The sequence below is a fragment of the Streptomyces sp. NPDC046925 genome, assembly GCF_040644915.1.
Lineage (GTDB): Bacteria > Actinomycetota > Actinomycetes > Streptomycetales > Streptomycetaceae > Streptomyces.
In genome coordinates this window covers 418,365-442,431 of sequence record NZ_JBEYWZ010000006.1, presented here as the reverse complement: position 1 = coordinate 442,431, position 24,067 = coordinate 418,365, and the positions used below count along the sequence as shown (strand labels likewise).

28 protein-coding genes are annotated in these 24,067 nt (G+C 70.5%); 11 read left to right on the top strand and 17 right to left on the bottom strand.

What is annotated here, in order from left to right:
* Window positions 1-13: 13 nt before the first annotated feature.
* The gene (locus ABZ906_RS26430; RefSeq protein ID WP_361386568.1) at window positions 14-817 is read right to left on the bottom strand and encodes a nuclease-related domain-containing protein; all 804 of its coding nucleotides are present in this window, start codon (window positions 815-817) and stop codon (window positions 14-16) included.
* A 269-nt stretch (window positions 818-1,086) separates the two neighbouring features.
* Between ABZ906_RS26430 and ABZ906_RS26425 the strand changes: the two genes are divergently transcribed.
* The 6 genes from ABZ906_RS26425 to ABZ906_RS26400 all read left to right on the top strand — a co-directional run bounded on the left by ABZ906_RS26425 (window position 1,087) and on the right by ABZ906_RS26400 (window position 7,241).
* On the top strand, window positions 1,087-1,674 hold the full coding sequence (locus ABZ906_RS26425; protein WP_361386811.1) for a class F sortase: 588 nt from the start codon (window positions 1,087-1,089) through the stop codon (window positions 1,672-1,674).
* A gap of 100 nt (window positions 1,675-1,774) precedes the next feature.
* Window positions 1,775-2,542, top strand: coding sequence for a hypothetical protein (locus tag ABZ906_RS26420; RefSeq protein WP_361386565.1), 768 nt, complete (start codon window positions 1,775-1,777; stop codon window positions 2,540-2,542).
* Window positions 2,539-3,840, top strand: coding sequence for a HAMP domain-containing sensor histidine kinase (locus ABZ906_RS26415; RefSeq protein ID WP_361386562.1), 1,302 nt, complete (start codon window positions 2,539-2,541; stop codon window positions 3,838-3,840). Before ABZ906_RS26420 ends, ABZ906_RS26415 begins: the two co-directional genes overlap by 4 nt.
* Before the next feature lie 128 nt (window positions 3,841-3,968).
* Entirely contained in the window at window positions 3,969-4,328 is a 360-nt protein-coding gene (locus ABZ906_RS26410) for an SH3 domain-containing protein (protein ID WP_361181475.1), read from the top strand.
* 82 nt (window positions 4,329-4,410) lie between these two features.
* Window positions 4,411-5,784, top strand: a complete 1,374-nt coding sequence (locus tag ABZ906_RS26405) for an FtsW/RodA/SpoVE family cell cycle protein (RefSeq protein WP_361181477.1) — start codon at window positions 4,411-4,413, stop codon at window positions 5,782-5,784.
* Entirely contained in the window at window positions 5,781-7,241 is a 1,461-nt protein-coding gene (locus tag ABZ906_RS26400) for a penicillin-binding transpeptidase domain-containing protein (RefSeq protein ID WP_361386559.1), read from the top strand. The genes ABZ906_RS26405 and ABZ906_RS26400 overlap by 4 nt, the downstream gene beginning before the upstream one ends.
* 21 nt (window positions 7,242-7,262) lie before the next feature.
* On the opposite strand, the gene ABZ906_RS26395 is transcribed toward ABZ906_RS26400, so the two are convergent.
* Window positions 7,263-8,375 (bottom strand): ferritin-like domain-containing protein, encoded by a 1,113-nt coding sequence (locus tag ABZ906_RS26395; protein WP_361181481.1) that lies wholly within the window; start codon window positions 8,373-8,375, stop codon window positions 7,263-7,265.
* A gap of 207 nt (window positions 8,376-8,582) precedes the next feature.
* On the opposite strand from ABZ906_RS26395, the gene ABZ906_RS26390 reads away from it, so the two are divergent.
* The 4 genes from ABZ906_RS26390 to ABZ906_RS26375 all read left to right on the top strand — a co-directional run bounded on the left by ABZ906_RS26390 (window position 8,583) and on the right by ABZ906_RS26375 (window position 11,945).
* Entirely contained in the window at window positions 8,583-9,521 is a 939-nt protein-coding gene (locus ABZ906_RS26390; protein WP_361386556.1) for a diiron oxygenase, read from the top strand.
* A gap of 59 nt (window positions 9,522-9,580) precedes the next feature.
* On the top strand, window positions 9,581-10,309 hold the full coding sequence (locus ABZ906_RS26385; RefSeq protein ID WP_361181485.1) for a TetR/AcrR family transcriptional regulator: 729 nt from the start codon (window positions 9,581-9,583) through the stop codon (window positions 10,307-10,309).
* Window positions 10,310-10,333: 24 nt separating this feature from the next.
* A complete protein-coding gene (locus ABZ906_RS26380; RefSeq protein WP_361181487.1) occupies window positions 10,334-10,615 on the top strand; it encodes a hypothetical protein in 282 nt (93 codons plus the stop codon).
* 154 nt (window positions 10,616-10,769) lie between these two features.
* On the top strand, window positions 10,770-11,945 hold the full coding sequence (locus ABZ906_RS26375) for an NlpC/P60 family protein (protein WP_361386553.1): 1,176 nt from the start codon (window positions 10,770-10,772) through the stop codon (window positions 11,943-11,945).
* Window positions 11,946-12,134: 189 nt separating this feature from the next.
* Here ABZ906_RS26375 and ABZ906_RS26370 read toward each other — a convergent pair whose 3' ends face one another.
* The 6 genes from ABZ906_RS26370 to ABZ906_RS26345 all read right to left on the bottom strand — a co-directional run bounded on the left by ABZ906_RS26370 (window position 12,135) and on the right by ABZ906_RS26345 (window position 17,503).
* Window positions 12,135-13,373 carry a tyrosine-type recombinase/integrase gene (locus ABZ906_RS26370; protein ID WP_361386550.1) on the bottom strand — a complete coding sequence of 413 codons (1,239 nt, stop codon included), beginning with the start codon at window positions 13,371-13,373 and terminating at the stop codon, window positions 12,135-12,137.
* A gap of 78 nt (window positions 13,374-13,451) precedes the next feature.
* Entirely contained in the window at window positions 13,452-13,727 is a 276-nt protein-coding gene (locus tag ABZ906_RS26365; protein ID WP_361386547.1) for a helix-turn-helix domain-containing protein, read from the bottom strand.
* 260 nt (window positions 13,728-13,987) lie between these two features.
* A complete protein-coding gene (locus ABZ906_RS26360) occupies window positions 13,988-15,535 on the bottom strand; it encodes a YfjI family protein (protein WP_361386544.1) in 1,548 nt (515 codons plus the stop codon).
* Complete coding sequence (locus ABZ906_RS26355) at window positions 15,532-15,804, bottom strand: hypothetical protein (RefSeq protein WP_361386541.1); 273 nt, start codon at window positions 15,802-15,804, stop codon at window positions 15,532-15,534. The genes ABZ906_RS26360 and ABZ906_RS26355 overlap by 4 nt, the downstream gene beginning before the upstream one ends.
* An 83-nt stretch (window positions 15,805-15,887) precedes the next feature.
* Entirely contained in the window at window positions 15,888-16,781 is an 894-nt protein-coding gene (locus ABZ906_RS26350; protein ID WP_361386538.1) for a bifunctional DNA primase/polymerase, read from the bottom strand.
* On the bottom strand, window positions 16,778-17,503 hold the full coding sequence (locus ABZ906_RS26345; protein WP_361386535.1) for a DNA methylase: 726 nt from the start codon (window positions 17,501-17,503) through the stop codon (window positions 16,778-16,780). Before ABZ906_RS26345 ends, ABZ906_RS26350 begins: the two co-directional genes overlap by 4 nt.
* Before the next feature lie 98 nt (window positions 17,504-17,601).
* Between ABZ906_RS26345 and ABZ906_RS26340 the strand changes: the two genes are divergently transcribed.
* Window positions 17,602-18,183, top strand: a complete 582-nt coding sequence (locus ABZ906_RS26340; protein WP_361386533.1) for a hypothetical protein — start codon at window positions 17,602-17,604, stop codon at window positions 18,181-18,183.
* Between the two features lies 1 nt (window position 18,184).
* On the opposite strand, the gene ABZ906_RS26335 is transcribed toward ABZ906_RS26340, so the two are convergent.
* The 9 genes from ABZ906_RS26335 to ABZ906_RS26295 all read right to left on the bottom strand — a co-directional run bounded on the left by ABZ906_RS26335 (window position 18,185) and on the right by ABZ906_RS26295 (window position 23,755).
* Entirely contained in the window at window positions 18,185-18,634 is a 450-nt protein-coding gene (locus ABZ906_RS26335; RefSeq protein ID WP_361386530.1) for a hypothetical protein, read from the bottom strand.
* 203 nt (window positions 18,635-18,837) lie between these two features.
* The gene (locus tag ABZ906_RS26330) at window positions 18,838-20,958 is read right to left on the bottom strand and encodes an ATP-binding protein (RefSeq protein WP_361386527.1); all 2,121 of its coding nucleotides are present in this window, start codon (window positions 20,956-20,958) and stop codon (window positions 18,838-18,840) included.
* A gap of 90 nt (window positions 20,959-21,048) precedes the next feature.
* Window positions 21,049-21,216 carry a pRL2-8 gene (locus ABZ906_RS26325; RefSeq protein ID WP_361386524.1) on the bottom strand — a complete coding sequence of 56 codons (168 nt, stop codon included), beginning with the start codon at window positions 21,214-21,216 and terminating at the stop codon, window positions 21,049-21,051.
* Window positions 21,217-21,218: 2 nt separating this feature from the next.
* Window positions 21,219-21,536, bottom strand: a complete 318-nt coding sequence (locus tag ABZ906_RS26320; RefSeq protein WP_361386521.1) for a hypothetical protein — start codon at window positions 21,534-21,536, stop codon at window positions 21,219-21,221.
* Window positions 21,529-21,885, bottom strand: a complete 357-nt coding sequence (locus ABZ906_RS26315; protein ID WP_361386518.1) for an RRQRL motif-containing zinc-binding protein — start codon at window positions 21,883-21,885, stop codon at window positions 21,529-21,531. Before ABZ906_RS26315 ends, ABZ906_RS26320 begins: the two co-directional genes overlap by 8 nt.
* Window positions 21,885-22,775 (bottom strand): DUF2637 domain-containing protein, encoded by an 891-nt coding sequence (locus ABZ906_RS26310; protein ID WP_361386515.1) that lies wholly within the window; start codon window positions 22,773-22,775, stop codon window positions 21,885-21,887. The genes ABZ906_RS26315 and ABZ906_RS26310 overlap by 1 nt, the downstream gene beginning before the upstream one ends.
* Window positions 22,772-23,221, bottom strand: a complete 450-nt coding sequence (locus tag ABZ906_RS26305) for a Pycsar system effector family protein (RefSeq protein ID WP_361386512.1) — start codon at window positions 23,219-23,221, stop codon at window positions 22,772-22,774. Before ABZ906_RS26305 ends, ABZ906_RS26310 begins: the two co-directional genes overlap by 4 nt.
* On the bottom strand, window positions 23,218-23,481 hold the full coding sequence (locus tag ABZ906_RS26300; RefSeq protein ID WP_361386509.1) for a DUF6284 family protein: 264 nt from the start codon (window positions 23,479-23,481) through the stop codon (window positions 23,218-23,220). The genes ABZ906_RS26305 and ABZ906_RS26300 overlap by 4 nt, the downstream gene beginning before the upstream one ends.
* Window positions 23,482-23,605: 124 nt before the next feature.
* Window positions 23,606-23,755 (bottom strand): hypothetical protein, encoded by a 150-nt coding sequence (locus tag ABZ906_RS26295; protein ID WP_361386506.1) that lies wholly within the window; start codon window positions 23,753-23,755, stop codon window positions 23,606-23,608.
* Window positions 23,756-24,067 lie beyond the last annotated feature (312 nt).

Genomic DNA, 24,067 nt, shown 5'->3' with positions numbered 1-24,067 from the left:
AGCCGGCGGAGAACTAGACCCGCAGCCACGTGTGCCGGTCGCGGGCCATCGCGTGCAGCGCCTCCACATCGGCCGGTTTCAGTACGCCGCCGGTGGCCGCGACGGCGGACACCTCGGCGTCGCGCACGATCCGCACGTCGCGCGGCGGCGCCGTGACGTCCAGGCCCGCCGCCCCGGAGAGGGCGAGGACCGGGCGGATCTCGGCCGTCAGCGCGAAGGACGCCCGGTCGGCGTCGGCGCGGATCTCCCTCAGAAGTGGACGCGGGTCCGCGCGGCCGACCGCGATCATCGGGTCGGCGACGCGGACCCGCTGCTTGCGGGCGGAGAGGGTGTGAACGCCGAACAGGCCGCCGGGGCCGATCAGGAGGTGATGCATGCGGGCGCCGCCCGGCAGGGGCACCGAGTGCAGGGTGTGCCAGCCCCCGCCTTCGAGGCCGTCAAGCACCTCGCCGATGGCCTGCTCGGCGGCGAGCGCGCGCTGGCGCGGATCGGCGCGTAACCGGCGGGCGGGGGCCGGGTCGCGGTCGAGGGCGATCAGAAGGGCCTCGCCGGGGCGGTTCGGGGCCAGGTCGTCATCCGGGTGGAGGGCGAGGCGGGCCAGCTCGGCGGGGGTGGGGACGGGCGGCGGGCCGACCGAGTAGCCGCCGGTCAGGAAGGGGGCGAGGGCGCGCAGGACGGCCTCCCTGTGCTCCTCGCTGAGGAGGTTCACGCGGGACGACTCCCTCTCGTACCACGCAAGGCTCCTGCCGTCCGCGAGGCAGACGTACAGCCGCTCCTGTCCGTGCCGCCAGGCCGGTATGACGCGCAGTCCGCTCATGCACCATCACCCCACGGACCATGGGAGCAGCAAGGACATGCCCGGGGCAAGAACCCGGGCGCCGGGGAGAGAAGTTGAGCCATCCGTGACGGCACCGCCCCCACAGTTATGGCCCGCTGTTACATAGCTGATGAATTGCCGCAATCACGGACATCTAGTGTCAGAGGTGCTTTGATCCCCCTTCCTCGCAGCGATCAGCCGCACGGCACCCCCTTCCAGGAGCCCCCGTGAGCACCTCCACCCCCACGAAGCGCCGCCGCCCCGCCCGTATGGCGGCCGCCGCCACTCTCACCGCCACCCTCGGCGTCGGCCTGATCGCCTGCGGCCAGGGTTCCGGTGACCCCGCGCCCGACATCAGGGTCGACCACGCCTCCGCCGCCCCGGCCGCCAAGCCCCACACCCCGCTGGAGAAGTCCCGGCCGACGGGCCTGCGGATACCGGCGGCCGGGGTCGACGCCACCTCGATGCTCGACCTCGGCGTGGGCGCGGACGGCGCCCTCGACGTGCCGCCCGTGGACAAGGCGGACCAGCCGGGCTGGTGGACCGGAGGTGTCACTCCGGGCGAGAAGGGAGCGGCCGTTCTGGTCGCCCACTACGACACCGCGAAGGGGCCCGCGCTGATGAAGAACGTGGCGGAGGTGAGAATGGGGGACGAGATCGAGGTGCCGCGGGCGGACGGGAGTACCGCGACGTTCAAGGTGCGCGAGATTCAACAGGTGGACAAAAAGAACTTCCCCACCCATAAGGTGTACGGGGCGACCGACCGCCCCGAGCTGCGCCTGCTGACCTGTGGCGGGCCGATCAAGGACGGTCACCGCACCGACAACATCATTCTCTACGCAGACCTCGCGCCGTAAGCCGGACGGGCCGGAAAGCCGGACCCCGCAGCGGCGCAACCGGACCAAGCGCCGCAGCCGAGCCGCCCCCGTGGCCGCTCCGCGGGCAGGCAGGAGTGCAGTGCACCGCAGCCGTTTCGCGCTCGCAGCGGGCCTCGTCCTGTCCGCGGCCCTGCTGGCCGGCGGCTGCGGCGACCCGGGCGATCTGCGCGGCGCGGGATCGACGCCCACCGCCGAGGCACCCACCCGTCTGTGGCCGAAGCTGCCGCCTCCGTCCGCGCCCGCCGAGGACTACGGAACGATAGAGAGCCTGCCGGTCAAAGGCGTGAGCGTGCCGGACGGTGATCTGCGCAAGGTCAATCCCGTCGCCGTCGCCAAGGCCGATTTCGACGAGAATCCGGGGATGTACGGCCGGTCCGACGCCGTCTACAAGGAGACCGCCCGGCAGCTGGACAAGTGCGGCACCGGCGAGACCGGCGGCGACGAGTGCCCCGTGCTCAACGCCTACTACCGCGATCTCACCGGCGACGGCGAGGACGACCTGATCGTCGGTATCCGGCTGGCGAAGGGGCACGCCGAGAACCTCGACATCCGCGCCTACGCGATGGAGAAGAAGCAGCTCACGCAGATCATGGAGATGGGGGACGCGGTGCTCGGCGTCGAGCTCGCCGGGCACGAGGTGATAGTCCGCGCCGTCTCCGGCATGGACGGGTACGAGTACCGCACCGTCTGGTCCTGGGACTCCCACCAGAAGACGATGCTGCCCACGACCGACGAGATCGTGCGTTCCGCGAACGCGCCCTCGGGCAAGCCGTCGCGCAAGCCATCCCGCAAGCCCGAGCCCGCGGGCAGTGTCCGGCCCGCTCCCTCCCCGAGCGCGAGATCATGAGTCACCGGATGCCGCGCGGGCCGCGGCTGCCCGCCTGGACGGCGACGCTGACCTGGAAGGCCGCCGTCTTCATCACCGTCATGTGCTGCGCGCTCGCCGCGCTGCTCGGCGCCCTCGTCCATGTCTCGGTGACCAACCAGACCGTGGGCCAGGCCCGCGAGCACGCCCTCACCCGGCTCGACGACGCCACCGAGGCGTACGAGGCGGGCGACGACCCCGGTCCCGGCGCGGGCATCGACCCCGCGGGGCTTCCCGGGCGGCTGCGGGAACTCGCGGTGGGCGGGGAGCGCGGCACGATGGTCGACACCCGGGACTCCCGGCCGACGATGTGGGCCGCGGGGCCGACCACGGACCGGCGCGCCATCGCCGTCCGGGTCGACTACGCCCAGGGCGCCCGCACCATCGACGGGCTCGACCGGGCCATCCTCGGCTCGTCCGTCCTCGCGATCGGGGCGACGCTCCTGGTCGGGGCGTTCGCCGTGACGCGCGTGACGCGCCGCCTGCACCAGACGGCGCGGGTGGCGCGCCGGATCAGCGCGGGAGACCTCGACGCCCGCGTGAACGATCCGCGTACCCGTGAGCCGTCCCGCACCCAGGACGAGGTGGCGGCGGTCTCCGGCGCCCTCGACACGATGGCGTCCTCGATGCAGGGCAAGCTCCAGAGCGAGCAGCGGTTCACGGCGGACGTGGCGCACGAGCTGCGCACGCCGCTGACCGGTCTGCACGCGGCGGCCGAGCTGCTGCCGCCGGGGCGCCCCACCGAGCTGGTGCGCGACCGGGTCGCCGCCCTGCGCACCCTCACCGAGGACCTGCTGGAGATCTCCCGGCTCGACGCGAAGAGCGAGCACGTGGACCTGGACGACCACCATCTCGCCCCACTGGCCGAGCGCGCGGCGCGGGGTTCGGGCGTCGGTGCCGAGCTGGTCGTCGTGCGCGATGCCTGCGTCCACACCGACCGGCGGCGCCTGGAGCGGGTGCTCGGGAATCTCATCGCCAACGCGGACAAGCACGGGCGGCTGCCCATCGTCCTGACCGTCGACGGGCCCGTGGTCTCGGTGCGCGACCACGGCGACGGCTACCCGGACTACCTGGTGGAGCACGGGCCGCAGCGGTTCCGCACGGAGGGGACCTCGCGGGGGCACGGGCTCGGTCTGACGATCGCGCTGGGCCAGACGGCGGTGCTCGGCGCACGACTCACGTTCACGAACGCACCGGACGGCGGAGCGGTGGCGACCCTGACGCTGCCGTACGAGGAGACGGCGGGGAACGGCGGCAGAGGCTCCGACGGGGCGGCTTGAGGGGCGGTTTGACGCCGCGTGACCTTTTGCGCGCTCAGCGTGCCGATTTTAGTGTGAATTGCGGCTTACGTCCCGCATTCCAGGGCCCGGAGCCGCATCGCATCCGCCCTTCCCCAGAGGAGGCCCTCATGTCCCTTCGGCCCACCGCGACCACCACCCGCCTCGGCATACTCGTCGCCGGCGGTGCGCTCGCCGCCCTCACCCTCACCAGCCCCTCCGCCGTCGCCGCCGACGACGCCAACAACAACCCGCGCATCTACAAGGGCCGCGTCACCGCCAAGGGCGGACTGCTCCTTCGCACCGCGCCGACCCGCGGCAGCCGCGTGGTCCGCAGCGTGCCGCACGGCAGGATCGTCTCCATCTACTGCAAGACGACCGGCAGCAACGTGAGCGGCAACAACCGCTGGTACCTGCTCACCAACGGCACCTGGGCGTGGGGCGCCGCGCACTACATCTCCAACATCGGGCCCGCGCCCCGCTGGTGCTGACGTCTCACCGGCACGGACGCCTCACCCAGCACACCGTGACATAAGCGGACATCAGTGGCTATCGCTTGCTACGTTCCGGAGCATGACCGGAACAGCAGCGGCGCCCCCTTCCGTACCCGCTGTCCGCGTACCCCGGCGCCGTGGCACCGAAGTCGCCCTGATCGTCGTGGCCGTACTCCTCTCGGTCTACGGCTACTGCGACGTCGGTCTCGCCAAGAACGGCACCGTCCCGCCCGGCGCCGCCGGTTACGGCGCCGGGCTCGGCGTGCTCGCGCTCCTCGCGCATCTCGCGGTCCGCTTCCGCGCGCCGTACGCCGATCCGCTGCTCCTGCCGATCGCCGTGCTCCTCAACGGCCTCGGCCTCGTCCTGATCTACCGGCTCGACCTGGAGACCCCCGGCGACGAGGCGGCGCCCACGCAACTCGTCTGGTCCACCGTCGGCGTGGCGCTCTTCATCGGCGTCGTGCTCCTCCTGCGCGACCACCGGGTCCTCCAGCGGTACGCGTACATCTGCGTCGTCACCGCCCTTGTCCTGATGATCGTGCCGATCTTCTTCCCGGCCGTGAACGGCGCCCGGATCTGGATCAGGATCGGCGGATTCTCCATCCAGCCCGGCGAGTTCGCGAAGGTCCTGCTCGCGATCTTCTTCGCCAGCTATCTCGCCGCCAACCGCAGCGCCCTCGCCTACACCGGCCGTACGGTCTGGAAGCTGACGAAGCTCCAGCTGCCGACCGGGCGCGTGCTCGGGCCGATCGTCGCGATCTGGCTGCTCAGCGTCGGCGTGCTCGTCCTGGAGCGCGATCTGGGCACCTCGCTGCTCTTCTTCGGGCTCTTCGTGGTCCTGCTGTACGTCGCCACCGGGCGCATCGGCTGGATCGCGGTCGGCCTGGTGCTCGCCGGGGTCGGGGCGTTCGCGGTGGGTTCGCTCGAACCCCATGTGCACAGCCGGGTCGAGGACTGGCTGCACCCCTTCGCCTCCATCGACGCGGGCGAGGGGCCCAACCAACTGGCGCAGTCGCTCTTCGCGTTCGCGGCCGGGGGGATGCTCGGCACCGGGCTCGGCCTCGGGCACTCCATCCTGATCGGCTTCGCCGCCAAGTCCGACTTCATCCTGGCGACGGCGGGCGAGGAGCTCGGCCTCGCGGGGCTCACGGCGATCTTCCTGCTCTACGCGCTGCTGGTGGAGCGGGGCTACCGGGCGGGGCTCGCCCTGCGGGACTCCTTCGGGCGGCTGCTCGCGGTCGGGCTCGCCTCGATCGTCGCCCTCCAGGTGTTCGTGATCGCGGGCGGGGTGACCGGGCTCATCCCGCTGACCGGCATGGCGATGCCCTTCCTCGCGCAGGGCGGCTCATCGGTCGTCACGAACTGGATCATCGTGGCGCTGCTCATCCGGGTCAGCGACTCGGCGCGCAGCCAGCCGGTGGGGCCCGCGGGACCGGCGGAGGGGGCCGCGTGACCAGGTACATCCGGCATGCCGCCGCCTTCTGCGCGCTGCTGCTCATCGCCCTGCTCGTGAACGCGACCCGCGTCCAGGTCGTGCAGTCGGGCACCTTCGACGACAACTCCGCCAACCGCCGCCAGGCCATCGCCCGCTTCGGCCAGCCGCGCGGCGACATCATGGTCGACGGCCGCCCGGTCACCGGCTCCAAGGACACCGGGGAGCAGCTGCGCTATGAACGCACGTACAAGAACGGTCCGTTGTACGCCCCGGTGACCGGCTACGCCTCGCAGGTCTACGGCACGGCGCTCCTGGAGAACGCCGAGGACGACATCCTCTCCGGCACCGACCCGATGCTCGCCCCGCTCCCCCTGTGGAACGACGTCAGCCGCACCCAGAACCCCGGCGGCCAGGTGCGGACCACGATCAGGGCCGCCGCTCAGCAGGCCGCGTACGCGGGGCTCGGCGGCAAGAAGGGCGCGGTCGCCGCGATCGAGCCGTCGACGGGGAAGATCCTCGCCCTGGTCAGCACCCCTTCGTACGATCCCGAGCGGCTCTCCGGCACCAGTGCGTCGGTGGCGCGGTCCTGGGCCTCGCTGAACGCGAGCGCCGACAAGCCGATGCTGAACCGGGCGATCCGCCAGACCTATCCGCCCGGTTCGACGTTCAAGGTGGTGACGGCCGCCGCGGCCCTCGACGCGGGCACGGTCACGGATCTGGACGCCGCCACGAAGTCCCCCGCCCCGTACACGCTGCCCGGCACGCGCACGCAGCTCACGAACGAGGTCGAGGGCTGCAAGAACGCGCCCCTCCGCTATGCCTTCGAGTGGTCCTGCAACACGGTCTTCGCCAAGCTGGGCGCGGACACCGGCCTGAGCGACATGCTGGGCACCGCGAAGAACTTCGGCTTCAACGACGACGGTCTGAAGATCCCGTCGTCGGTGGCGGCGAGCAACTTCGACACGTCCATGGACAGTGCGCAGCTGGCGCTCTCCTCGATCGGCCAGTACGACACGAGGGCGACGCCGCTGCAGATGGCGATGGTCTCGGCGGCGGTGGCCAACGGCGGCTCGGTCGAATCCCCGCACCTGGTGGACGAGACGACGACCGACGACGGCGACGTGGTGCGCAACACCGGCACCGGCACCCTGCACCGGGCGATGAACCCGGCCACGGCGATGCAGTTGCGGGAGCTGATGACCGACGTGGTCGAGGAGGGCACCGGCGGCAACGCGGCGATCCCCGGCGCCACGGTCGGCGGCAAGACGGGCACGGCCCAGCACGGCATCGACAACTCCGGCACGCCGTACGCCTGGTTCATCTCCTGGGCCCAGAAGTCCGACGAGGCGCAGCCATCGGTGGCGGTGGCCGTGGTGGTCGAGGACGCGGCGGCGGACCGGAGCGACATCAGCGGCGGCGGCAGCGCGGCGCCGGTCGCCAAGGCCGTGATGGAGGCGGTGCTCGGCGGGTCGTAGAGCGGTCCCCGGCACTCCGCGTCAGGGGTTGGGCGCGCCGCCCGAGGCGATCATGTCCTCGACCTCCGCCACCCGTGCGCCCTCCTCGGCCGCGAACCGCTCCGCGTCCAGTTTCTCGGCGATCTCCTCGTCCTGCGCCATCAGCTGGTCGAGGTTGGCGTTGCCCATCTCGAAGACGCCCATGTCGACGTACGCCTCCTGGAGCCGCTTGCCCCACAGGCCGATGTCCTTGACGCACGGCACGATGCGGCTGAAGAGCAGCTGCCGGAAGAGGGCGAGGAACTCGGAGTTCTCGCTGCACTCCTCGGCCTCGGCCTTGGGGATGCCGAAGTTCTCCAGGACCTCGACGCCGCGCAGCCGGTCGCGCATCAGATAGCAGCCCTCGATGACGAATTCCTCGCGCTCGCGCAGTTCCGCGTCGGAGAGCTGTTTGTAGTAGTCGCGCAGGGCCATGCGGCCGAAGGCCACGTGCCGGGCCTCGTCCTGCATGACGTAGGCGAGGATCTGTTTGGGCAGCGGTTTGTCGGTCGTGTCGCGGATCATGCCGAAGGCGGCGAGCGCGAGGCCTTCGATGAGGACCTGCATGCCGAGGTAGGGCATGTCCCAGCGGGAGTCGCGCAGGGTGTCGCCGAGCAGCGACTTGAGGTTGTCGTTGATCGGGTAGAGCATGCCGATCTTGTCGTGCAGGAAGCGGCCGTAGACCTCCGCGTGCCGCGCCTCGTCCATGGTCTGGGTCGCGGAGTAGAACTTAGCGTCGAGGTCGGGGACCGACTCCACGATGCGGGCCGCGCACACCATCGCGCCCTGCTCGCCGTGCAGGAACTGGCTGAACTGCCAGGAGGCGTAGTGCTTTCGCAGTTCGCCCTTGTCGCGGTCGGTCATCTTCGCCCAGTGCCGGGTGCCGTAGAGCGACATGGACTCGTCGGGGGTGCCCAGGGGGTCGTACGGGTCGACCTCGAGGTCCCAGGCGATGCGCTTGGCGCCGTCCCACTGCTTGTCCTTGCCCTTCTGGTAGAGGGCGAGAAGACGGTCACGGCCTTCGTCGTACTCCCAGCTGAAACGGGCCGCGCCGGTCGCCGGTATCTGCCAGGTGGTCTCGTCGGGGGCGTGTGTGTACAGCTCATGAGTGGACACTGACGGCTCCTAGGAATCGGCCTCGGGGTCTCCGTACTCGCCTCGTGCTGTTTTCGACTGCCGCGTACCAGTTGGTAGTTGGCAGGCTCACACGTTTGTAGATGCCGGGTCAACAAGTTCTGCGCGGGGGATTGACGGCCTTGCTGACAAGCAGTCTCATAATTTGTGACCGCCGGTAACTCTGACGACGAGGCAGGGGCAGAGGCAATGACGACCACCACGGAGGACGCGGCGATCGAAGGGCTGCGGGACGCGCTGGGAGCGCTCAAGGACCGCGAAAAGGTGGCCGAGCGGCTGCTCGACTCCTCCGCCAAGCACTCCTTCGACCCCGACAAGGAGCTGGACTGGGAGGCACCCTTCGAGGCGGGCAAATGGTTCTGGCCCCCGGAACTGGTCTCCCTCTACGGCACGCCGATGTGGCGGCGGATGAGCGAGGACCAGCGCATCGCCCTCTCCCAGCACGAAGCCGCGGCGCTCGCCTCGCTCGGCATCTGGTTCGAACTGATCCTCATGCAGCTGCTCGTCCGGCACATCTACGACAAGCCCGCCACGAGCGCGCACGTGCGGTACGCCCTGACCGAGATCGAGGACGAGTGCCGGCACTCGAAGATGTTCGCGCGCCTGATCACACGCGGGGACACGCCGTACTACCCGGTCAGCGCCGTGCACCGGAACCTCGGGCGGCTCTTCAAGACCATCTCGACGACGCCCGGTTCGTTCACGGCGACGCTGCTCGGCGAGGAGATCCTCGACTGGATGCAGCGCCTGACGTTCCCCGACGAGCGCGTCCAGACCCTCGTACGCGGTGTCACGCGCATCCACGTCGTGGAGGAGGCGCGCCATGTGCGGTACGCCCGTGAGGAGCTGCGCCGCCAGATGGTGACCGCGCCGCGCTGGTCCCAGGAGTTCACCCGCCTCACCTCCGGCGAGTTCGCCCGCGTCTTCTCCGTCGCCTTCATCAACCCCGAGGTCTACACGAACGTGGGCCTGGACAAACGCCAGGCCATGGCCCAGGTCAAGGCGAGCCCCCACCGCCGCGAAGTCATGCAGACAGGAGCCAAGCGCCTCACGGACTTCCTCGACGACATCGGGGTGCTGCGCGGTGCGGGGCGGCGGCTGTGGAGGAGCTCGGGACTTCTGGCGTAGCGAAGAGGGTACGCAGGGTTCCGGGGCGCTTGTTCGAAAGGCCCGATACGCTTCGAGGCATGACCTCGCCTGCTCCCACCCGCGCGTACCGGCGCCTCAGTGTCGAAGAGCGGCAGCGGCAGCTCAAGGAGGCTGCCCTGTCCCTTTTCGCGGTGCGCGCACCCGACGAGGTCTCCCTCGACGACGTCGCGGAGGCGGCCGGAGTCTCCCGGCCGCTCGTCTACCGCTACTTCCCCGGCGGCAAGCAGCAGTTGTACGAGGCCGCGCTGCGCTCCGCCGCCGACGAGCTGGAGCAGTGCTTCGCCGAGCCGCCCGAGGGGCCGCTCACCCAGCGCCTGGCCAACGCCCTCGACCGCTATCTCGCCTTCGTCGACCAGCACGACGCGGGGTTCAGCGCGCTCCTCCAGGGCGGCAGCGTCGTGGAGACCTCCCGGACGACCGCCATCGTGGACGAGGTGCGCAGGACGGCCGCCGACCACATCCTGGCCCACCTTGAGGTCGCGGGCGCCACGGGCCCGCGGCTGCGGATGACGGTGCGGATGTGGATCACTTCCGTCGAGGCGGCGTCCCTGATCTGGCTCGACGAGGAGAAGCAACCGCCGCTCGACGAGCTGCGGGACTGGCTGGTCGAGCAGTTCATGGCGGTCCTCGTGGCCTCCGCGGGCCGCGACCCGCAGACCGCGGAGGCGGTACGGGTGGCGCTGGCCCTGGAGACGTCCGAGGGGCCCGCCGGCTCGCTGGCCCGGCGCGTCCTGCCCGTGGTGAGCGACGCGGCGCACCTGCTGTGACGCCGGTGCTGTGACACTGGGCGGGTGAAGAGCGAAGACACCCCCTTCGTGGGCGGACCCCTGGACGGCCGCGTACTGCCCATCCTGCTCGGCCCGACCGGCCACCCCCCGAAGGTGTACCGGGTCCCGGTGCCGGACGACGCGGGCGGCCCGGCGACCGTGCTCGTGTACCGCAGGGTGGCCAAGGCCGCGGGCAAGCGGCTCGGGCTGCACCAGGGCTGGAAGTACGAGTACGACCCCGAGGGCGACAAGGCGGGGCCGGGCCTGAAGTGGCCGTGGTCGAAGCCGGGCGGCGGGGCGGCCTGAGTCCTTTTCCGGTGAGCAAGGGCGGCGCGCCGTGGGGCCCTGGACGAGTGATCGCATTGCGCCAACCCGCGCACCTTCCGGAGGCGGGCCGCGCCGGGGCGGCTGATGCTCGCGGTGCGGGGCGGACGTGCCGCCGCGCATCGGAGGTGATGGCATGTCAGGCAGGCTGCTGCGGTGGGTCGGTACGGGGGCGGCGGTCGGTGCGCTGCTTGCGACGGCCTCTCCGGCGTACGCCGTCCCGGAGCCCGACGACGTCACCGAGCGCCCGGTCTCCGAGCTCCTGACGGACCTTCAGGAGCTGTACCGGAAGGCCGAGGAGTCCACGGAGACGTACAACGCGACCGCGGAGAAGCTGAAGGAACAGCGCGCCGAGGTCACCCGCCTCAACCGCGGCCTGGCCCGCGCCAAGACCTCGGTGCGCGACGGCAAGGGCGCGGCGGGGCGCTTCGCACGCCAGCAGTACCAAGGCACCACGGACATCTCCCCGTACGTACACCTGCTGCTCGCGCGCAACCCGCAGCAGGCCGTCGACCAGGGGCATGTGCTCGGCCGGGTGGCGGCGGAGCGTGCCGCGACGCTGGATCGCCTCGTCGGGGGCGAGCAGACGGCGGCCACGCTCGCGGCCGACGCCAAGAGCGCCCTGGAGTCCCAAGTCGCCCTCGCCGCGGAGCAGAAGAAGGCGCGGGACTCGGTCAAGGGGCAGCTGAAGGAGGTCGAGGAACTGCTCGCCTCGCTGAGCACGGACCAGCTGGCGGAGCTCGCGCGGGCCGAGGAGGAGGGGATGGCCGCGGCGCAGCGGAAGTTCCTGGACTCGGGCTCGCTGAGCGGGGTTGGAGGGTCGGCGGGGGCTGCGGGCTCCCCGGCGACCCGGCCCCCGTCACGGAAGGGCGACTCGGCCCTCGACTACGCCGTGCGGCAGATCGGGAAGCCGTACAAGTGGGGCGCGGAGGGGCCCAAGTCCTTCGACTGCTCGGGGCTCACGTCGAAGGCGTGGGCGAAGGCGGGCAAGGAGATCCCGCGTACGTCGCAGGAGCAGTGGGCGCAGCTGCGGCGGGTCTCGCTGCGGAAGCTGCGTCCGGGCGACCTGATCGTCTACTTCCCCAAGGCCACGCATGTGGCGATGTACCTGGGCGACGGCATGGTCATCCAGGCGCCTCGCCCCGGCAGCCGGGTCAAGGTCTCCCCCATCGCCTCGAACCCCCTCCTCGGCGCGGTACGCCCGGACCCCTCGGCCAAGCCGATGAAGAACTACGTCCCCCCAAAGCTCCCACGCGGGGCACGCAAGGGGGAGGACGCGGGGTACGACCGGTCGAAGGCTCCGCGGACCTAGAGGAACTGGCGCCGGGCGGCACCTGAGCCGCCCGGCGCACTGGTTACAGCGGCTAGCCCGAGAGACCTGTGAGGTACGCGTTCGTCTTCTCCGGCTCAGAGAAGCAAGCCCGCAGCCGGGCAGGCTCCCCACCAGGGGTTTCACCCCACCCGGCGGTCCCGTCACGGGCCGTGGGCCGTCTGTGGGCCGTCAATGCGATCGTTGGGCCCCGCCGTAAAGAGTCGCGATCGCAGTCCGTGTGCGCTCTCGGCTGCTCGGCATGAGATGGGCGTAGATTCTCAGCGTCAAGGCCGCGTTGCTGTGCCCAAGGTACTCGCTGACGGCCTTGATGCTCTCCCCCGCGTCCAGGAGCGCGGACGCGTAGAAGTGCCTGAGCGCGTGCATGCCGTGCTCCCGAGCTGCCGCGTGCGCGTCGCCCTTCGTCTCCGGCTCGGGGATAACTCCGGCTGCTACGAGTGCGGGCTTCCACGAGTCCTCGTTCAGGGTCGTGCGCCACACGTGGTTGCCACGGGGCGCCGTGAAGACGATTCGACGGGTCACCAGCGGCCCGTCAGCCTTCCGCCACGGCAAGGTGATCTCGACCGGCGGGTACCGCTTCATGTGGGCCCGGAGTGCGTCGGCCACCGGGCCCGGTAGAGGTACGTCCCGCGTCTTGCCGCCCTTGGGCAGGGCGAACACGGGCCTGCTTTGGCTGAGCTTGAGCTGCTGAACCACGTGGAGCGTGTCCGACTCGAAATCGAGCGCGTTCACGGCGATACCTAGGATCTCCCCTTGCCGCATGCCGCATCCGGCGCCGAGGTCGATCATCGCCTGGTACCGCTCCGGCAGCGCGTCTCGTACAGCGAACACGCGCTCGGGCGTCCAGGGCACGATGCGCTTCGAGTCAACCGCCGGTGGCTTCACTGAGCGAGCGGAAACGGGGTTGCGGCTCAGGTAGCCGTCATCAACGGCGGCGTTCAGGGCGGACCGTACGTTGGCGTAGATGATGCGGCCGTACGAGCCCGGCACGCTCGCTTCGAGCACGGCCACCCACTCTCGGATGTGCTCCGGCTTGAACGATCCGAGCGGCCGAGACCCGATGTGCGGGAAGGCGTGCAGCCCGAGTTGGGATCTCATGGACTCCAGGGTGTTCGGGTCCGACCCGAGCGTGCTCAGCCAGTTCTCCGTGTACTGCTGAAACGTCTTCTTGGCTGCGCGCGGGTCGACGTACTGCCCGCTACCCATGTCAGCCTCAGTGTTGCTCAGCCACTTCTCTGCGAGACGCTTCTGTCCGTCGCGGAAGCTCTTGGACTTCTCGGTGCCGTCGGGCCCCACATAGCGGGCTCGGTAGCGCATGCCGATGCCGTGGCGTTCGGTCTTCACGCGCCGGGTCTTGTCTTCGGCGTCCTTTTCCGTCTTGAACCAGCGGTCTTGGATGTGGCCTGCCATGGGGCGGGGTCCTCTCAACACGCAGCAGGGAGAGCCGCTGGGTAGCGGCTCTCCCTGCTGTCTGCGGTCTGTGTTGGGCTAAGCGGCGTCCTGGTCGGCGCTCTTGCGCTGGGTGACGTAGGCCCGAACGTCGGCGGGGTCGTAGCGGATGTGCTTGCCGACGCGGAAACCGGGCGGGCCGATGCGCTTCTTACGCCACTGGTAGACGGTCTCCTTGGGCACCTCGAAGATCTCGGCGATGTCGTCGGGGGTGAGGTACCGGTCTGGGAGGCCGCCCCGGAGGGTGGCGCGGGGGTCTTGTCTGGCGGGGGCGGGTGCACTCACGGGGTCTCCGAACGGATGGCAGGGCCGCATTCCGCTGACAGAACTGACAGAACCTCGCCGGTAGGTCGTTGACCTGCGGTTTCGAGGTGTTCTGGATCTTTGACAAAATTGAATTAAAACCTGACAGAACCTCTCGGAGGGAGGTTCTGTCACAGGACACCCGACGGCGGGGCCGGGGGTTCTGTCGAGTTTTAATTCAGTTCTGTCAAAACCGTGATCGCGGCCGTTCATGCAGGTCAGCGGCTTGCGGGGGGAGTTCTGTCAGTTCTGTCAGCGGTCCGGGGGTTGTGTCAGGCTCCGCGCGCGATGCGCGGATGGGTCTCGTAGCGGGGCGAGGGCGGCCGGCCGCCGCGACCGGTGCGCGGGGGCGGCGGCTGCTGGCGAATCCAGCCGTGTTCTTCAAGCAGGGCCAGGGCGGGGTCCAGGTCGCCGATGGCGGGGAAGTCGGCCCGGCGCAGCATCCGGAACAGTTCCCGCTTGGTGAACTGCGCGGGGTTGCCGGCGACGAGCTGGGCGAGGACGGTCACCGCGGATTCGTGGGCGGGGTCGGCGCTCATGACGCTGAAGACGTCCAGGGCGTGCGCGGTGAAGTAGACGCCCAGCTCGGTTGCGGCGGCCATGGTGGAGGCGTCGATGGGCTTGTGCCACCCGTCCTCGGGGTGAGTTGCGAGGTGCAGGAGTCCGGCGATGCGGGCCACGGCGCCGTCCCTCTTGGACGCCCATTTCACGATCGGAGCGAAACTCCCGTCCGGACCCAGACGCGACTCGGTGACCTTCTGAAAGGCCAGCAGGACCGCGTCGGCTTCCGGGGTGAGCTGGATGAGGGCGGGGTCGGTCCAGTCCGCCAGGGCGAGGGTGAGGCCCGTCAGGTGCTTGGCGTAGGTGGCGGCCACCTGCTCGTCCAGCAGATCGGGGGTCAGGCTGCGGGAGCCGACCAGGGACAGGGGCTTGGAGTAGAGGAACCGGGCGAGGAGCCCGCGCCCGTCGGCCCCGTCGATGCGACTGAGCGCGTCCAGAACTTCCGGCTGCACCGCCAGACCGATCGTCACCGCCGGGGAGTCGACGTGCTGGGCACTGCGCCCCTGCCGGTTGACGCGCAGCATGTCCCCGGCGTGGCCCTTGAGGAACATGCCCATGTTGGGCTTGCCCGTGTAGCGACCGGCGATGATGTCGAACAGCTCCCCCTCGGCACTCAGGCAGGAGATGCGTCCGCCCTGCTCGTCCAGGAGCGTGCCGACGTTCTCCGGTGTCACGTCGTCCGCGACAAGCTGAGGTTCGGCCGGGACACGCATCTTGTCGGCGTCCTGGGCCAGTTGGACGGCTTCGGCGGTCAGGGAGTCGCGGTGCTCGGGCTCCGCGCCGGCGGCCTTGCCCGCGGCCTTCTCGGCGGCGGACTTGGCCAGCCTCGCCAGGGTTTCCGCTTCCGCCCTCACGGGTCCGGAGAGTTCGATCAGGGCCTTCTCCGCATCGAGCAGCGGTTTGACCATGAGGTCGAATACGGCGGACTTGCGGTTGCCAGGGGGCAGGGCGATGGCGGTGTAGAGGTTCACCGGCTCGCGCCAGTGCCCCCGTACGCACACCTTGACCCGCCCACCGGCGGCGGTGGCCAGGACCGCCAAAGCCAGGCAACCGGCGAGGTCCGCCGGTGTCTGGGTCTCCTCGGCCACACCCCGCACCATGGCGCCCAGCCATGCCGGGAGGGCGTCCACGGGGAAGTCCGGAAGAGGCGGGCGGGCCCTCAGAGGGACGGGTTCGTCCCAGGCGGGGCCAGTGATCTGCTCGGGTTCGATGTGCTCGAACCCTTCCCACAGATCCGCGTTGGCGTCGTTGGTCGTCATGCGGCGGCCCTGCCTTCCGTGGTCGGGCCCAACAGCGGGCATGCAGTGCGGTGTTCGTTGTGAGCGGCGACCAGTTGCAGAACGGCGGCACGGCCGAGGGCCTGTCGCTCGTATCCGCAGGTGCACCAGGAACGAGCGGAGGGGGTCACGCTCCAGGACGGCGGCGCGACGATGTGCAGCCAGGCCACGGGACGGCGCCCGTCGCCCGTGTGGGGGTCAGGGCGAACAGCAGTGGGGACGCCTTCGGCGACGCCCTTCGGCTCGCCCACGGCCGGATCGTCCACAGGCTGTGCAGCGGCCTGGGGGCCGTTCGGGGTGGTGATGCTCTTCAGTGGGGAATGCCGGCGGGTGCTCATGCCGCGTCCCGGCGGTTCTGGTTGTGGGCGATGGACCAGTTCAGGGCGCTGCGCAGGGTGGAGCGGCACTCGGACGCGGTCAGTCCGGCCGCCTCGCCCCCCTCCTGAAGAGCCTGTTCAACCACGTGCCGGGGAAGGTCGCCCCACGCGACGAAGCGCCCCAACGCGCGTGCGGCCCTGAACAACTTCGCTTCCCGTTCGCCGACTTGAGCCGCCGCGACGTTTCGCGTCTCGGCAGCGAGCGCTACGTCTGCGTATCGACGGGATTGCCCCGCTACGGCCATAGAAGGGGCCGCAGGGGCTTTGGGGGCGGGTTGCAGGATGCTTTGGAGCCAGGAGGGCAGAGGGGCGGTCTGGGGGCTGCTCAGCGGCTCGTAGGCTCCGGTGGGGGTGGTGCTGCCGGCGGCGACGACGTAGCCGCCCCATCCCCGAGTGTCGATCTTCGGGGCGAGGCGTCCTTTGGTGGAGTGCAGCCGCGCGCCGGGGGGTTGGGTGAAGTACAGATGCTCCCCACCGCGCGCGGTCCGCACCCGGTAGGTGTCCGGCGCCGTTTCGCGGGCGCGCTCGCAGAGCGCTGCAAAGGAAGTCGCGCCGTCAGGCGTTCCTTTCAGATCTTCGGGCTTGAGCGTGTCCAGGTCGACGACCAGCAGCCCGGAGGGGCCGGTGGCGATGCCGACGTTGTAGGGCCCGGTGGACCAGGTGGCGCGGATGCGGTCGGCGTCGGTCGTGGCGCGCTGCTCCCACTTGCGGTGCCCGCTCGCGCACGCCCCGGTGCCGGTGCACGTCCGCTCCCCGTGCAGGGCAGGGAACTTGACGCCCGGACGCAGCGGGAAGACGTACCAGCCGCGTGCGGCGGCACCCAGGGCCGCGTTCAGAAGGATCTCGCTCACGCCGCCACCCCCAGCGTGCGGGAGGCGAGGAACGCGCGGCCGATGTGCTCGCTGTAGGCGGGCGGGATGGCTTCGGTCAGTTCCTCGCGGACGTCCGTCCACGTGATGCCCATCGCGGCCTGAAGCTCAGGGATGGACGGCTTGCCCCCGCCGTTGCCGTAAGCGGCGACGTAGGGGCCGTCGAAGTAGCGGCCGTGCCGGTAGCCGCGCACCCGCCCGCGGTGCGGGATGTGCGCCGGCTGCTCGATGCTCCAGCCGCCCAACTCGAAGTTGCGGTGTCGGATGACCCCGAGCCCGAACATCTCCCCGCACAGAGTGAGGTCTTTGCGGATGGCGGCGCGGCCGTTGGGCTGCTCGATCACGTACGGCAGGCCCGTGCGCTCCAGCAGCTCACGCGTGGGTGCCACCAGGTCGACGTGCGCGCCGCCCCACCCCTGGGACCGGTTGGTGCCCACGGTCAGCGCGCATCCGGCCTGGCACGGGCAGGAAGCGTGCACGAACGAATACCGCTCGATCTCGCCCGACGCGATGAGATGGGCGAGGTGGGCGAGGGCGTCGCCCCGGTGGTAGGGGAAGGGGTAGTTGGGCCGGTCGGCGATGTCGCAGCCGTGGACACGGAAGCCGGCGCGGGCGTAGCCGGTGGCGGCGCCGCCAGCACAGGAGAACAGGTCCAGCAGTAACGGCCGGTGGCCGTCTCGCCGGATGTGGGTGGGTTGGGTCATGCTGGATTCCTCCGGTTCGATGTCGAGGAACTGGCGAAGGGGCAGCCGCGGACTTTGGCGAGACGGCGGCTGCCCCGGCCCGTAGGAGTGGGGGATGCGTGAGTGGTGAGGTCGTTGCCCTCGTTGCTGCGGTATTTGGCGTGACAGGAACCCTGTTCGCGCCGGTGCTTGCTCAGCGGTCACAAGCGAAGGCGCTGAAAGCGGACTTCGAGCGGCAGCAGGAGGCGGCCCGTATCCAGTGGGAGCGAGAGCAGGAGCAGGCGGAGCTTGCGCAGCGCCGCGCCTGCTACATAGCGACGAATGCCGCCTACCGCCGCTACCGAATACAGCTGATGCAATACGTCTGGTACGTGCATCGTGGTGTTGCTGGTGATGCCGAGCGGCAGGAGGTCGAGGCGGCCCGTCACGCGCATCACGCTGCTTTTGCGGAGGCCCAGATGGTTGCTTCCGGCGTGGTTCTGGGGCAGTTGGACGAGATGGCCCAGGCACTCTCCGACACTTATCGCAAGATCATGTGTCTCCAAGAAGGAAACCCTGCACCGGATGGCTCTTTCGACGAGATCACAGCGTCGCTGGAGTTGCTCTGGGAGAGATGGAAGCGGATGCGTCTCGTGATGCGTGTTGACCTGGGGGCCAACACCTCCCCTGTGGGTCCACCACATACAAGTTGGAGTGTGTAGCTCAGCTGCGGAAGTGGTTGCGCTTGAAGACGGCTTTGCGGATGTTGACCGAGGTGCCGCCGCGCGAGCCGCTCAAGACTTGTACGCCGATGAAGCCGCCGAAGATGACAGCGGCCAGGATGATGAGCTGCTGCACCAGGGCGGTGAGTGCGGCGATGAACGAGGTGAGCAGGAGCAGGCCCCCGCAGACGGCGGCGAACCCGACACCTCCGAGGGCGACGTTCACCGCCATGCGGGAGACGACGGGCTTGGCGGTGGGTTCGGGCTTGGCGGGCTCGACGGCGTAGCCGGTGACGACGCGGCCGTCGGGCAGCACGATGGACTGCACCACCGCGACCGTGGCCGGCTGCCCCGGCATCAGATGATCGGCCTGAACGACCTTGACGGGGGCGGGATGGTGAATCTCCGGGGGGCGTTCGAGGGGCGCGTGGGTGGGATGTTCGGGGTGCATGCGGAATCCCTTCATGGCGTGGTCCGGGGAGGCGGGGGCACCCCCTGCGGGAGGCCCCTGGGAGGGGGTGGGGGCGTTGACCTTGCGGTGCCTCCCCGCCTCCCCCCAGGGCTGTTTTTGCTGATCAGTGCGGGGGATGCGGTCCGGGGAGGGGGTCGGGGAGTTCTCCCCGCCTCCCCGGACCGGGCGGTCTTGGCTCCCCGCTATCCGGCGGTGGAAGCGGAACCGTTGTCGTCGCGGTTGGCGAGGGCCCGCAGGACGTGATCGCGGTGGATGACCATGACCCCGTGGGACTTCTTCGGCTCCTCGCCGTTCTTCTCCAGCAGCTGCTTGAGGCGGTCGTTGGTCCACTGGGCCCCATAGACCGTGGAGTCCAGCGCGTGCAGCCGCTTGAGTACCTCGTTGGTACGCAGCCGGGGCGCGTCACCCAGGACGGTGGCCACGTCGGCGAGGGCGTCGCGCTGCTCGCCCCGGTCGATGCTGTGCACGGTGGCCACCCCGTCACGCAGCAGTTTGGCCCGCTCCGCAATCGCGGTGGCGTCCTCGGTGCTGATGTAGTGCGTGCGCACGGTGATGGACGACTGACCGGCGGGGATGTCGATGCCGTCGGAGGCGATGACCAGGGTGCCCTTGTCCAGCCCCTGCCGCAGCAGATGCGGGGCGGCCCCACCGTCGACGGCCTTATCGCCCAGTGCCATCCGGGCCTGCGACTCGGTGCCCAGCGCGAGCGAGGCACGCGTGTGGGCACCCTCGCGGACCAGCTTGGGCAGGTTCTGGTCGGTGGGGTCCTGGGTGCCCTGCCACAGCAGCACGTTGACCGCACGGCCCTGGTTGTGGACCTTGCGGCAGCCCATGAAGTACCGCGAGGTGGCCTTGGAGCCGCCGTAGGGCCGCTTGTCCTCATCGACCAGCGGGCACATGAACGCGACCTGCGCCTCATCGACCACGAGCAGCAGCAGCGGGAAGGCCGTGCCGGGCGGGGCCTGAAGGCGGCGGTTCATCTCCTCCACCCCGGACTCCACCATCTCGGTCGCCTCGATCACGTGCTCATCGGTCGGCCCCTGGATCAGGACGGTGGCCAGGCCCTCGAACATGGCCCAGTCCCCCGCCCCCTTCAGATCGGCGATGCGGAACTCCACCGACCGGCACAGGGCGAGCCACAGCACCAGCGCCCGCAGCGCGGCCGTCTTGCCCTGGTTCGAGAGACCCGTGATCAACAGCATCCGCTGGAACAGACTCAGCAGGGCCGCGTCCCCGCGCAGGTCCTGCCCCCAGGGGGCGCGGCCCTTGGCGTAGTCGGCGGTCAACGATTCATCGGTGACCAGCGGGGACGGTCCGATCGGCTCATCCAGCGCCCCCGAGTCGGCGATCCACAACCGCACCGTGCGGGCCGCCTGGGGAAGGGTGATGAACACTTCGTGCTCGTGCCGGGTCAGGTTCTCCGCCAGCTTCCGGCGCTTGTTCTGCACCTCGACCGTGGACACCCCGGACGGCAGGGTGACGTCGACTTCGACCCCGCATCCGGCGATCCGGATGGGGCCCAGCATCGCGGCCCCGGCATCCCCCATCTCCTTGATGGCGTTCTTCAGGGCGGGCACCCCCAGATCCCGCAGCGCCTTGACCACGATCGACGGGGTGATCGGCTCCCCCTCGCCGTTGCGGACGTTGGCGGGCAGCGCCCACGCGGGGGCGGCCTGCTGCTTGCGGCCCACGCTCCACAGGGCGAGCAGGGCGAGGAACGGGCCGATGGTGAGGGCGGGGCCCCAGACGACCTGCACGATCCGGATGAGCAGGCCGATGAACTCGATCGTGGCGGCGAGCGGGGTGATGACGTCCTTCACCTCGCCGTTGTTGACGGCCATCACGATGCCGAGCGCCACCAGGGCGCCGATGCCCACGCCCGTGCCGACGGCCAGACCCTTGGCCGCGTCCACGGGCGAGTGGAGCAGGTCCATGCGGCGGCGGTGGCGCCCGTCGCGGAAGCGCTGAAGACGCTCCTCCCACTCCTGGGCCACCTCGTAGTTGCCGGCCGCTTCGGCGGCCCGCAGCATGCGTTCGTAGCGGGAGCCGGTGCGGCCGTCCCAGGTGCGGCGGGCCACGATCCGGCCCCCGCCCAGCACGTACATGCTGTGGCGGGCCACCGCACGCGCGGTGGCCGTGGTGCGCTCGTCGGTGGCGAGGCGGCGCACCGTGCGCCCGGAGCGCACCCACAGCGGCACGACCGGCGCGGCGGCGGGCTCGGGGACCACGGTCAGCGTGGTCACGGTCGCGGTCTCGGCGGGCGGGTCGGGGTTCTTGTGCAGGTGAACGACGTTGTCACCCATGGCGGACAGACTCCTGACTACCCCTTCCGGGGCGGGAAGTTGAGGGGCCGCCGGGGCGCCCGTACAAGGGCGGCCCCGACAGGGGAGCGCTCAGAACCAGCGGGACTTCTTGGGCACGCGGTCGGGGCAGCCGTTGACCATGTGGTCGATGCACGGCGTGCAGTCCTCGCGCGGCTTGAGGCGGCGGTGGATGCTCTTGTCGTAGGCGTGCTGCCAGCACTGCGGGCACTCACCGGGCGGCACCGGTTTGGCGGCCATGCTCAGAACCAGCCCGAGGACTTCTTGGCGGCCTTGGCCTTGGCGTTCTCGTTGACGATGCGCTGCCGCTCCACCTGCAACGCAAGGATCTCGGCGTTCAGCCGGGTCTCGGCCGCACCCCAGGCGGTATCGGCCTTGGCCTTGGCGCGCTCAGGGCTCTTGTGCCGTACGACCTTGACGGAGGTGCTGACGATGGCGGAGGCGACGGCGCGCCGCTCGCGGCCCTCCAGCGGCCACATCTCCCGGTTCTGAACGGCGGTCAGCTTCCGCTGCGCCGCCTGGATCTCACGGTCCAGGCGGCGGGTGTCGGGCTTACCCATGGCAAGCACTCCTTGGGGAGTCGGGAGGTTCGGGGTAGGCGCAGGGCACGCAGGTGCCGAGCGAGGCGGGGATGACGTAGCCCGCATCGCGTCGGCAGGCGGGGCACAGACGGCGGGCGGCGTTGGCCCTGTCCAGGGCCGCCCATCGGGCCGGGGTCATCGGCCGGACCGGTCGGGCGAGGTCGACGCGGTAGAGGTAGGCGACCTGCGGCCCGCGGCGGCGGCGCGGTCGTTCGAGCTGCGCGGCCACGCACTGACCACCGGGCCGCAGACCGCGCGCCCGCAGTTGGCGGCGGGTGGCGTAACCGTCCGGAGCCAGATGCCACCGGAAGACCGGCAGCGTGGCCATCACGCGGCCTTGGCCGCAGCGGCGCGCTCGGCCAGCAGCGTGTCGCGCAGGCTGCGGGCGTTGGCCGGCGAGGTGCGGATGGCGCGGCGGATGCCCTCGCCGGTCACCCTCGCGTCCGGCCAACCGGCCGTGGCGGTGCGCGCCTCGTCGAGCAGCTGCTCGGGGGTGCGCTTGGGCCGGGGCGACTTCGCCACGTCCGGGACACGACCGGTGGCGCGGCGCGGCCGGGTGGATTCTGCGGCCACCGCACGCGGCTCGATCGGCACGGCCGGCGCCGCAGCGATCGAGACGAGCGGCTTGGCCGCAAGGGTCGACTTCAGGAAGCCGACCGGTACCGGGCGCGGCAGTGCTGCCGGATGCGCGGTGATCGGGGGCGGGGTCGATACCGGCAGGTCAGCCATAGACCGATTGCTCACGGTCTCGGTAGATTTCTCCGCATTCACGGTCGGCGCGGGAATCGGGGCCGGGCGGTGGTGCAGGACCTTGGCGACCAGATCGGAGCCGAAGTAGATCGACCCGACCGGCAGCGAGGTGGCGAGCAGCACGAGGGCCCAGTTGGCGGGGTCCCAGTCGGCGAGGCGCCCCCAGTCGACCGTGCGGCCGTGCAGTTCGGGGACGAGTCCGTGCACGTAGTTGAGGACCAGTGAGGCGAGGGTGTAGGTGCCCAGCACGCGCAGTGCGAACGTCCGGTCGCGCCCGGCGAGCACGAGCGTGGCGACCAGGGCGAGGGCCATCAGGCCGTCGACCACGAACGGGTAGAGCGTCGCGGCCGTCGCATCCGCGCCCACCGCGTTCGCGATGTCGCGCAGCGCGTTCCAGGAGACGCGAAAGGCCATGGCGACGACCGCGACCAGTGCGGCCACCAGGAGGACTTTTCCCTTGCGGTTCATGCCAGCGCACCCCCCGCTGCGATCAGGGCGGCCAGGACGAGCAGCGCGCCGCCCGCGCAGGTCAGGTCGACTGCACGCTTCAGGCCGGTGAACTTGGCGACGGCGAGCCGGGACAGGCCCGCGATGTCCGCGCTCAGGTCCGTAGCCAGGGTGGCGGTGATCTCCTCGGCGGTGAGCGTGGCCCACAGCGGGAAGCCGTGGCGGCCTCCCAGGTTGGGGCGGACCGAGCGCAGCAGCAGAGCAGCCGCAGCGAGCAGCAGTACCGTGCCGAGTCCGCCGACCGCGTAGGCGGGGGCGGTCAGGGGCGCATCCTTGGCGACGGTCCAGGTCCCGGCGAGCAGCGCGCCGACGAAGGCGAGCAGCAGGCTGGTCTTGGTGTCGGTCCGGGCGATCTCGGCCTTCACCTCGGCGTGCGCGGCCGTCAGCTTCGAGTCGATGGCACTCACGCGCCCACCCCCGGCAGCACAGCGGCGGCGTTGGCGAGCGTCACCCGGGCGGCCAGTGCCTTGCGGCGGGCCCGACGCAGGCGCCGCGCGTCCAGCTCGCTCGGCGTGCGGTCAAGCGTGATGATCTGCGCGTCCAGCAGCTCGACGTCCGCCAGGATGACGGGCATCTCGTGCTCGATGGCGTCCAGCTCGGCGGCCGTGGGCTCCCTCCACGGCTCGAAGGCGGTAACAGCGTCCTGAACAGTGACGATGTGATCCATGGGTCGTGTTCTCCCTAGCAGGTGGCAACGGCCCGAACAGCGCCCCCGGAGCGGCAACTCCGGGGGCGCGCGCCGTTGTGATGAAAGGCCGCGCGATCGGCGACCGAAACCCCAGGGGGGCGGGTTAGCGGTTGGCGTTCTTGTGCTGCTGAGCGATGTTGGCGGCGGTGAGGCTGTGCCGTCCCGCGTACTTGTGGAACCCGCAACGGCACTTGACGACCCACGTGCCGTCGCCCGCGATCGAGTGGCGGATGGAAGTGATGTGCTTCGCCATAACTGGCCTCTCGCAAAGGGCTCGGGGCTCTCCCGGCTCCCCTCGGCGCTGCTCGTGCGAGACGAGCAGCGGAGGCAACCGGCCGCAGCCCGATGAGCTGCGGAAAGGGTGAGGTAGTGCGTTGTCTCCTTCAGGAACACGAGCTCCCGTTTCAGGCGTATGGAGACGTGACCTTTCGGTCTAAGCCCTCCGGACTGCCAAGGGGTCCGGGTCCCTCGCCCCCATCGAGATGGGGCCTCATGGCTCCCTCACGAGAGCCCTTCACACCCCGCAATGCGTGGTGTGTATTACCTACCACTCACGTTGGCAGAA

Bases quoted from the DNA above. Each gene is read 5' to 3' on its own strand.
- ABZ906_RS26390 (WP_361386556.1), top strand. From the start codon at position 8,583: ATGACGACCACCACGGAGGACGCGGCGATCGAAGGGCTGCGGGACGCG.
- ABZ906_RS26320 (WP_361386521.1), bottom strand. From the start codon at position 21,536: ATGGGTAAGCCCGACACCCGCCGCCTGGACCGTGAGATCCAGGCGGCG.
- ABZ906_RS26410 (WP_361181475.1), top strand. From the start codon at position 3,969: ATGTCCCTTCGGCCCACCGCGACCACCACCCGCCTCGGCATACTCGTC.
- ABZ906_RS26310 (WP_361386515.1), bottom strand. From the start codon at position 22,775: ATGAACCGCAAGGGAAAAGTCCTCCTGGTGGCCGCACTGGTCGCGGTC.
- ABZ906_RS26375 (WP_361386553.1), top strand. From the start codon at position 10,770: ATGTCAGGCAGGCTGCTGCGGTGGGTCGGTACGGGGGCGGCGGTCGGT.
- ABZ906_RS26335 (WP_361386530.1), bottom strand. From the start codon at position 18,634: ATGCACCCCGAACATCCCACCCACGCGCCCCTCGAACGCCCCCCGGAG.
- ABZ906_RS26430 (WP_361386568.1), bottom strand. From the start codon at position 817: ATGAGCGGACTGCGCGTCATACCGGCCTGGCGGCACGGACAGGAGCGG.
- ABZ906_RS26295 (WP_361386506.1), bottom strand. From the start codon at position 23,755: ATGGCGAAGCACATCACTTCCATCCGCCACTCGATCGCGGGCGACGGC.
- ABZ906_RS26345 (WP_361386535.1), bottom strand. From the start codon at position 17,503: ATGACCCAACCCACCCACATCCGGCGAGACGGCCACCGGCCGTTACTG.
- ABZ906_RS26385 (WP_361181485.1), top strand. From the start codon at position 9,581: ATGACCTCGCCTGCTCCCACCCGCGCGTACCGGCGCCTCAGTGTCGAA.
- ABZ906_RS26370 (WP_361386550.1), bottom strand. From the start codon at position 13,373: ATGGCAGGCCACATCCAAGACCGCTGGTTCAAGACGGAAAAGGACGCC.
- ABZ906_RS26365 (WP_361386547.1), bottom strand. From the start codon at position 13,727: ATGCGGCCCTGCCATCCGTTCGGAGACCCCGTGAGTGCACCCGCCCCC.
- ABZ906_RS26415 (WP_361386562.1), top strand. From the start codon at position 2,539: ATGAGTCACCGGATGCCGCGCGGGCCGCGGCTGCCCGCCTGGACGGCG.
- ABZ906_RS26425 (WP_361386811.1), top strand. From the start codon at position 1,087: ATGGCGGCCGCCGCCACTCTCACCGCCACCCTCGGCGTCGGCCTGATC.
- ABZ906_RS26325 (WP_361386524.1), bottom strand. From the start codon at position 21,216: ATGGCCGCCAAACCGGTGCCGCCCGGTGAGTGCCCGCAGTGCTGGCAG.
- ABZ906_RS26315 (WP_361386518.1), bottom strand. From the start codon at position 21,885: ATGGCCACGCTGCCGGTCTTCCGGTGGCATCTGGCTCCGGACGGTTAC.
- ABZ906_RS26360 (WP_361386544.1), bottom strand. From the start codon at position 15,535: ATGACGACCAACGACGCCAACGCGGATCTGTGGGAAGGGTTCGAGCAC.
- ABZ906_RS26300 (WP_361386509.1), bottom strand. From the start codon at position 23,481: ATGGATCACATCGTCACTGTTCAGGACGCTGTTACCGCCTTCGAGCCG.
- ABZ906_RS26405 (WP_361181477.1), top strand. From the start codon at position 4,411: ATGACCGGAACAGCAGCGGCGCCCCCTTCCGTACCCGCTGTCCGCGTA.
- ABZ906_RS26330 (WP_361386527.1), bottom strand. From the start codon at position 20,958: ATGGGTGACAACGTCGTTCACCTGCACAAGAACCCCGACCCGCCCGCC.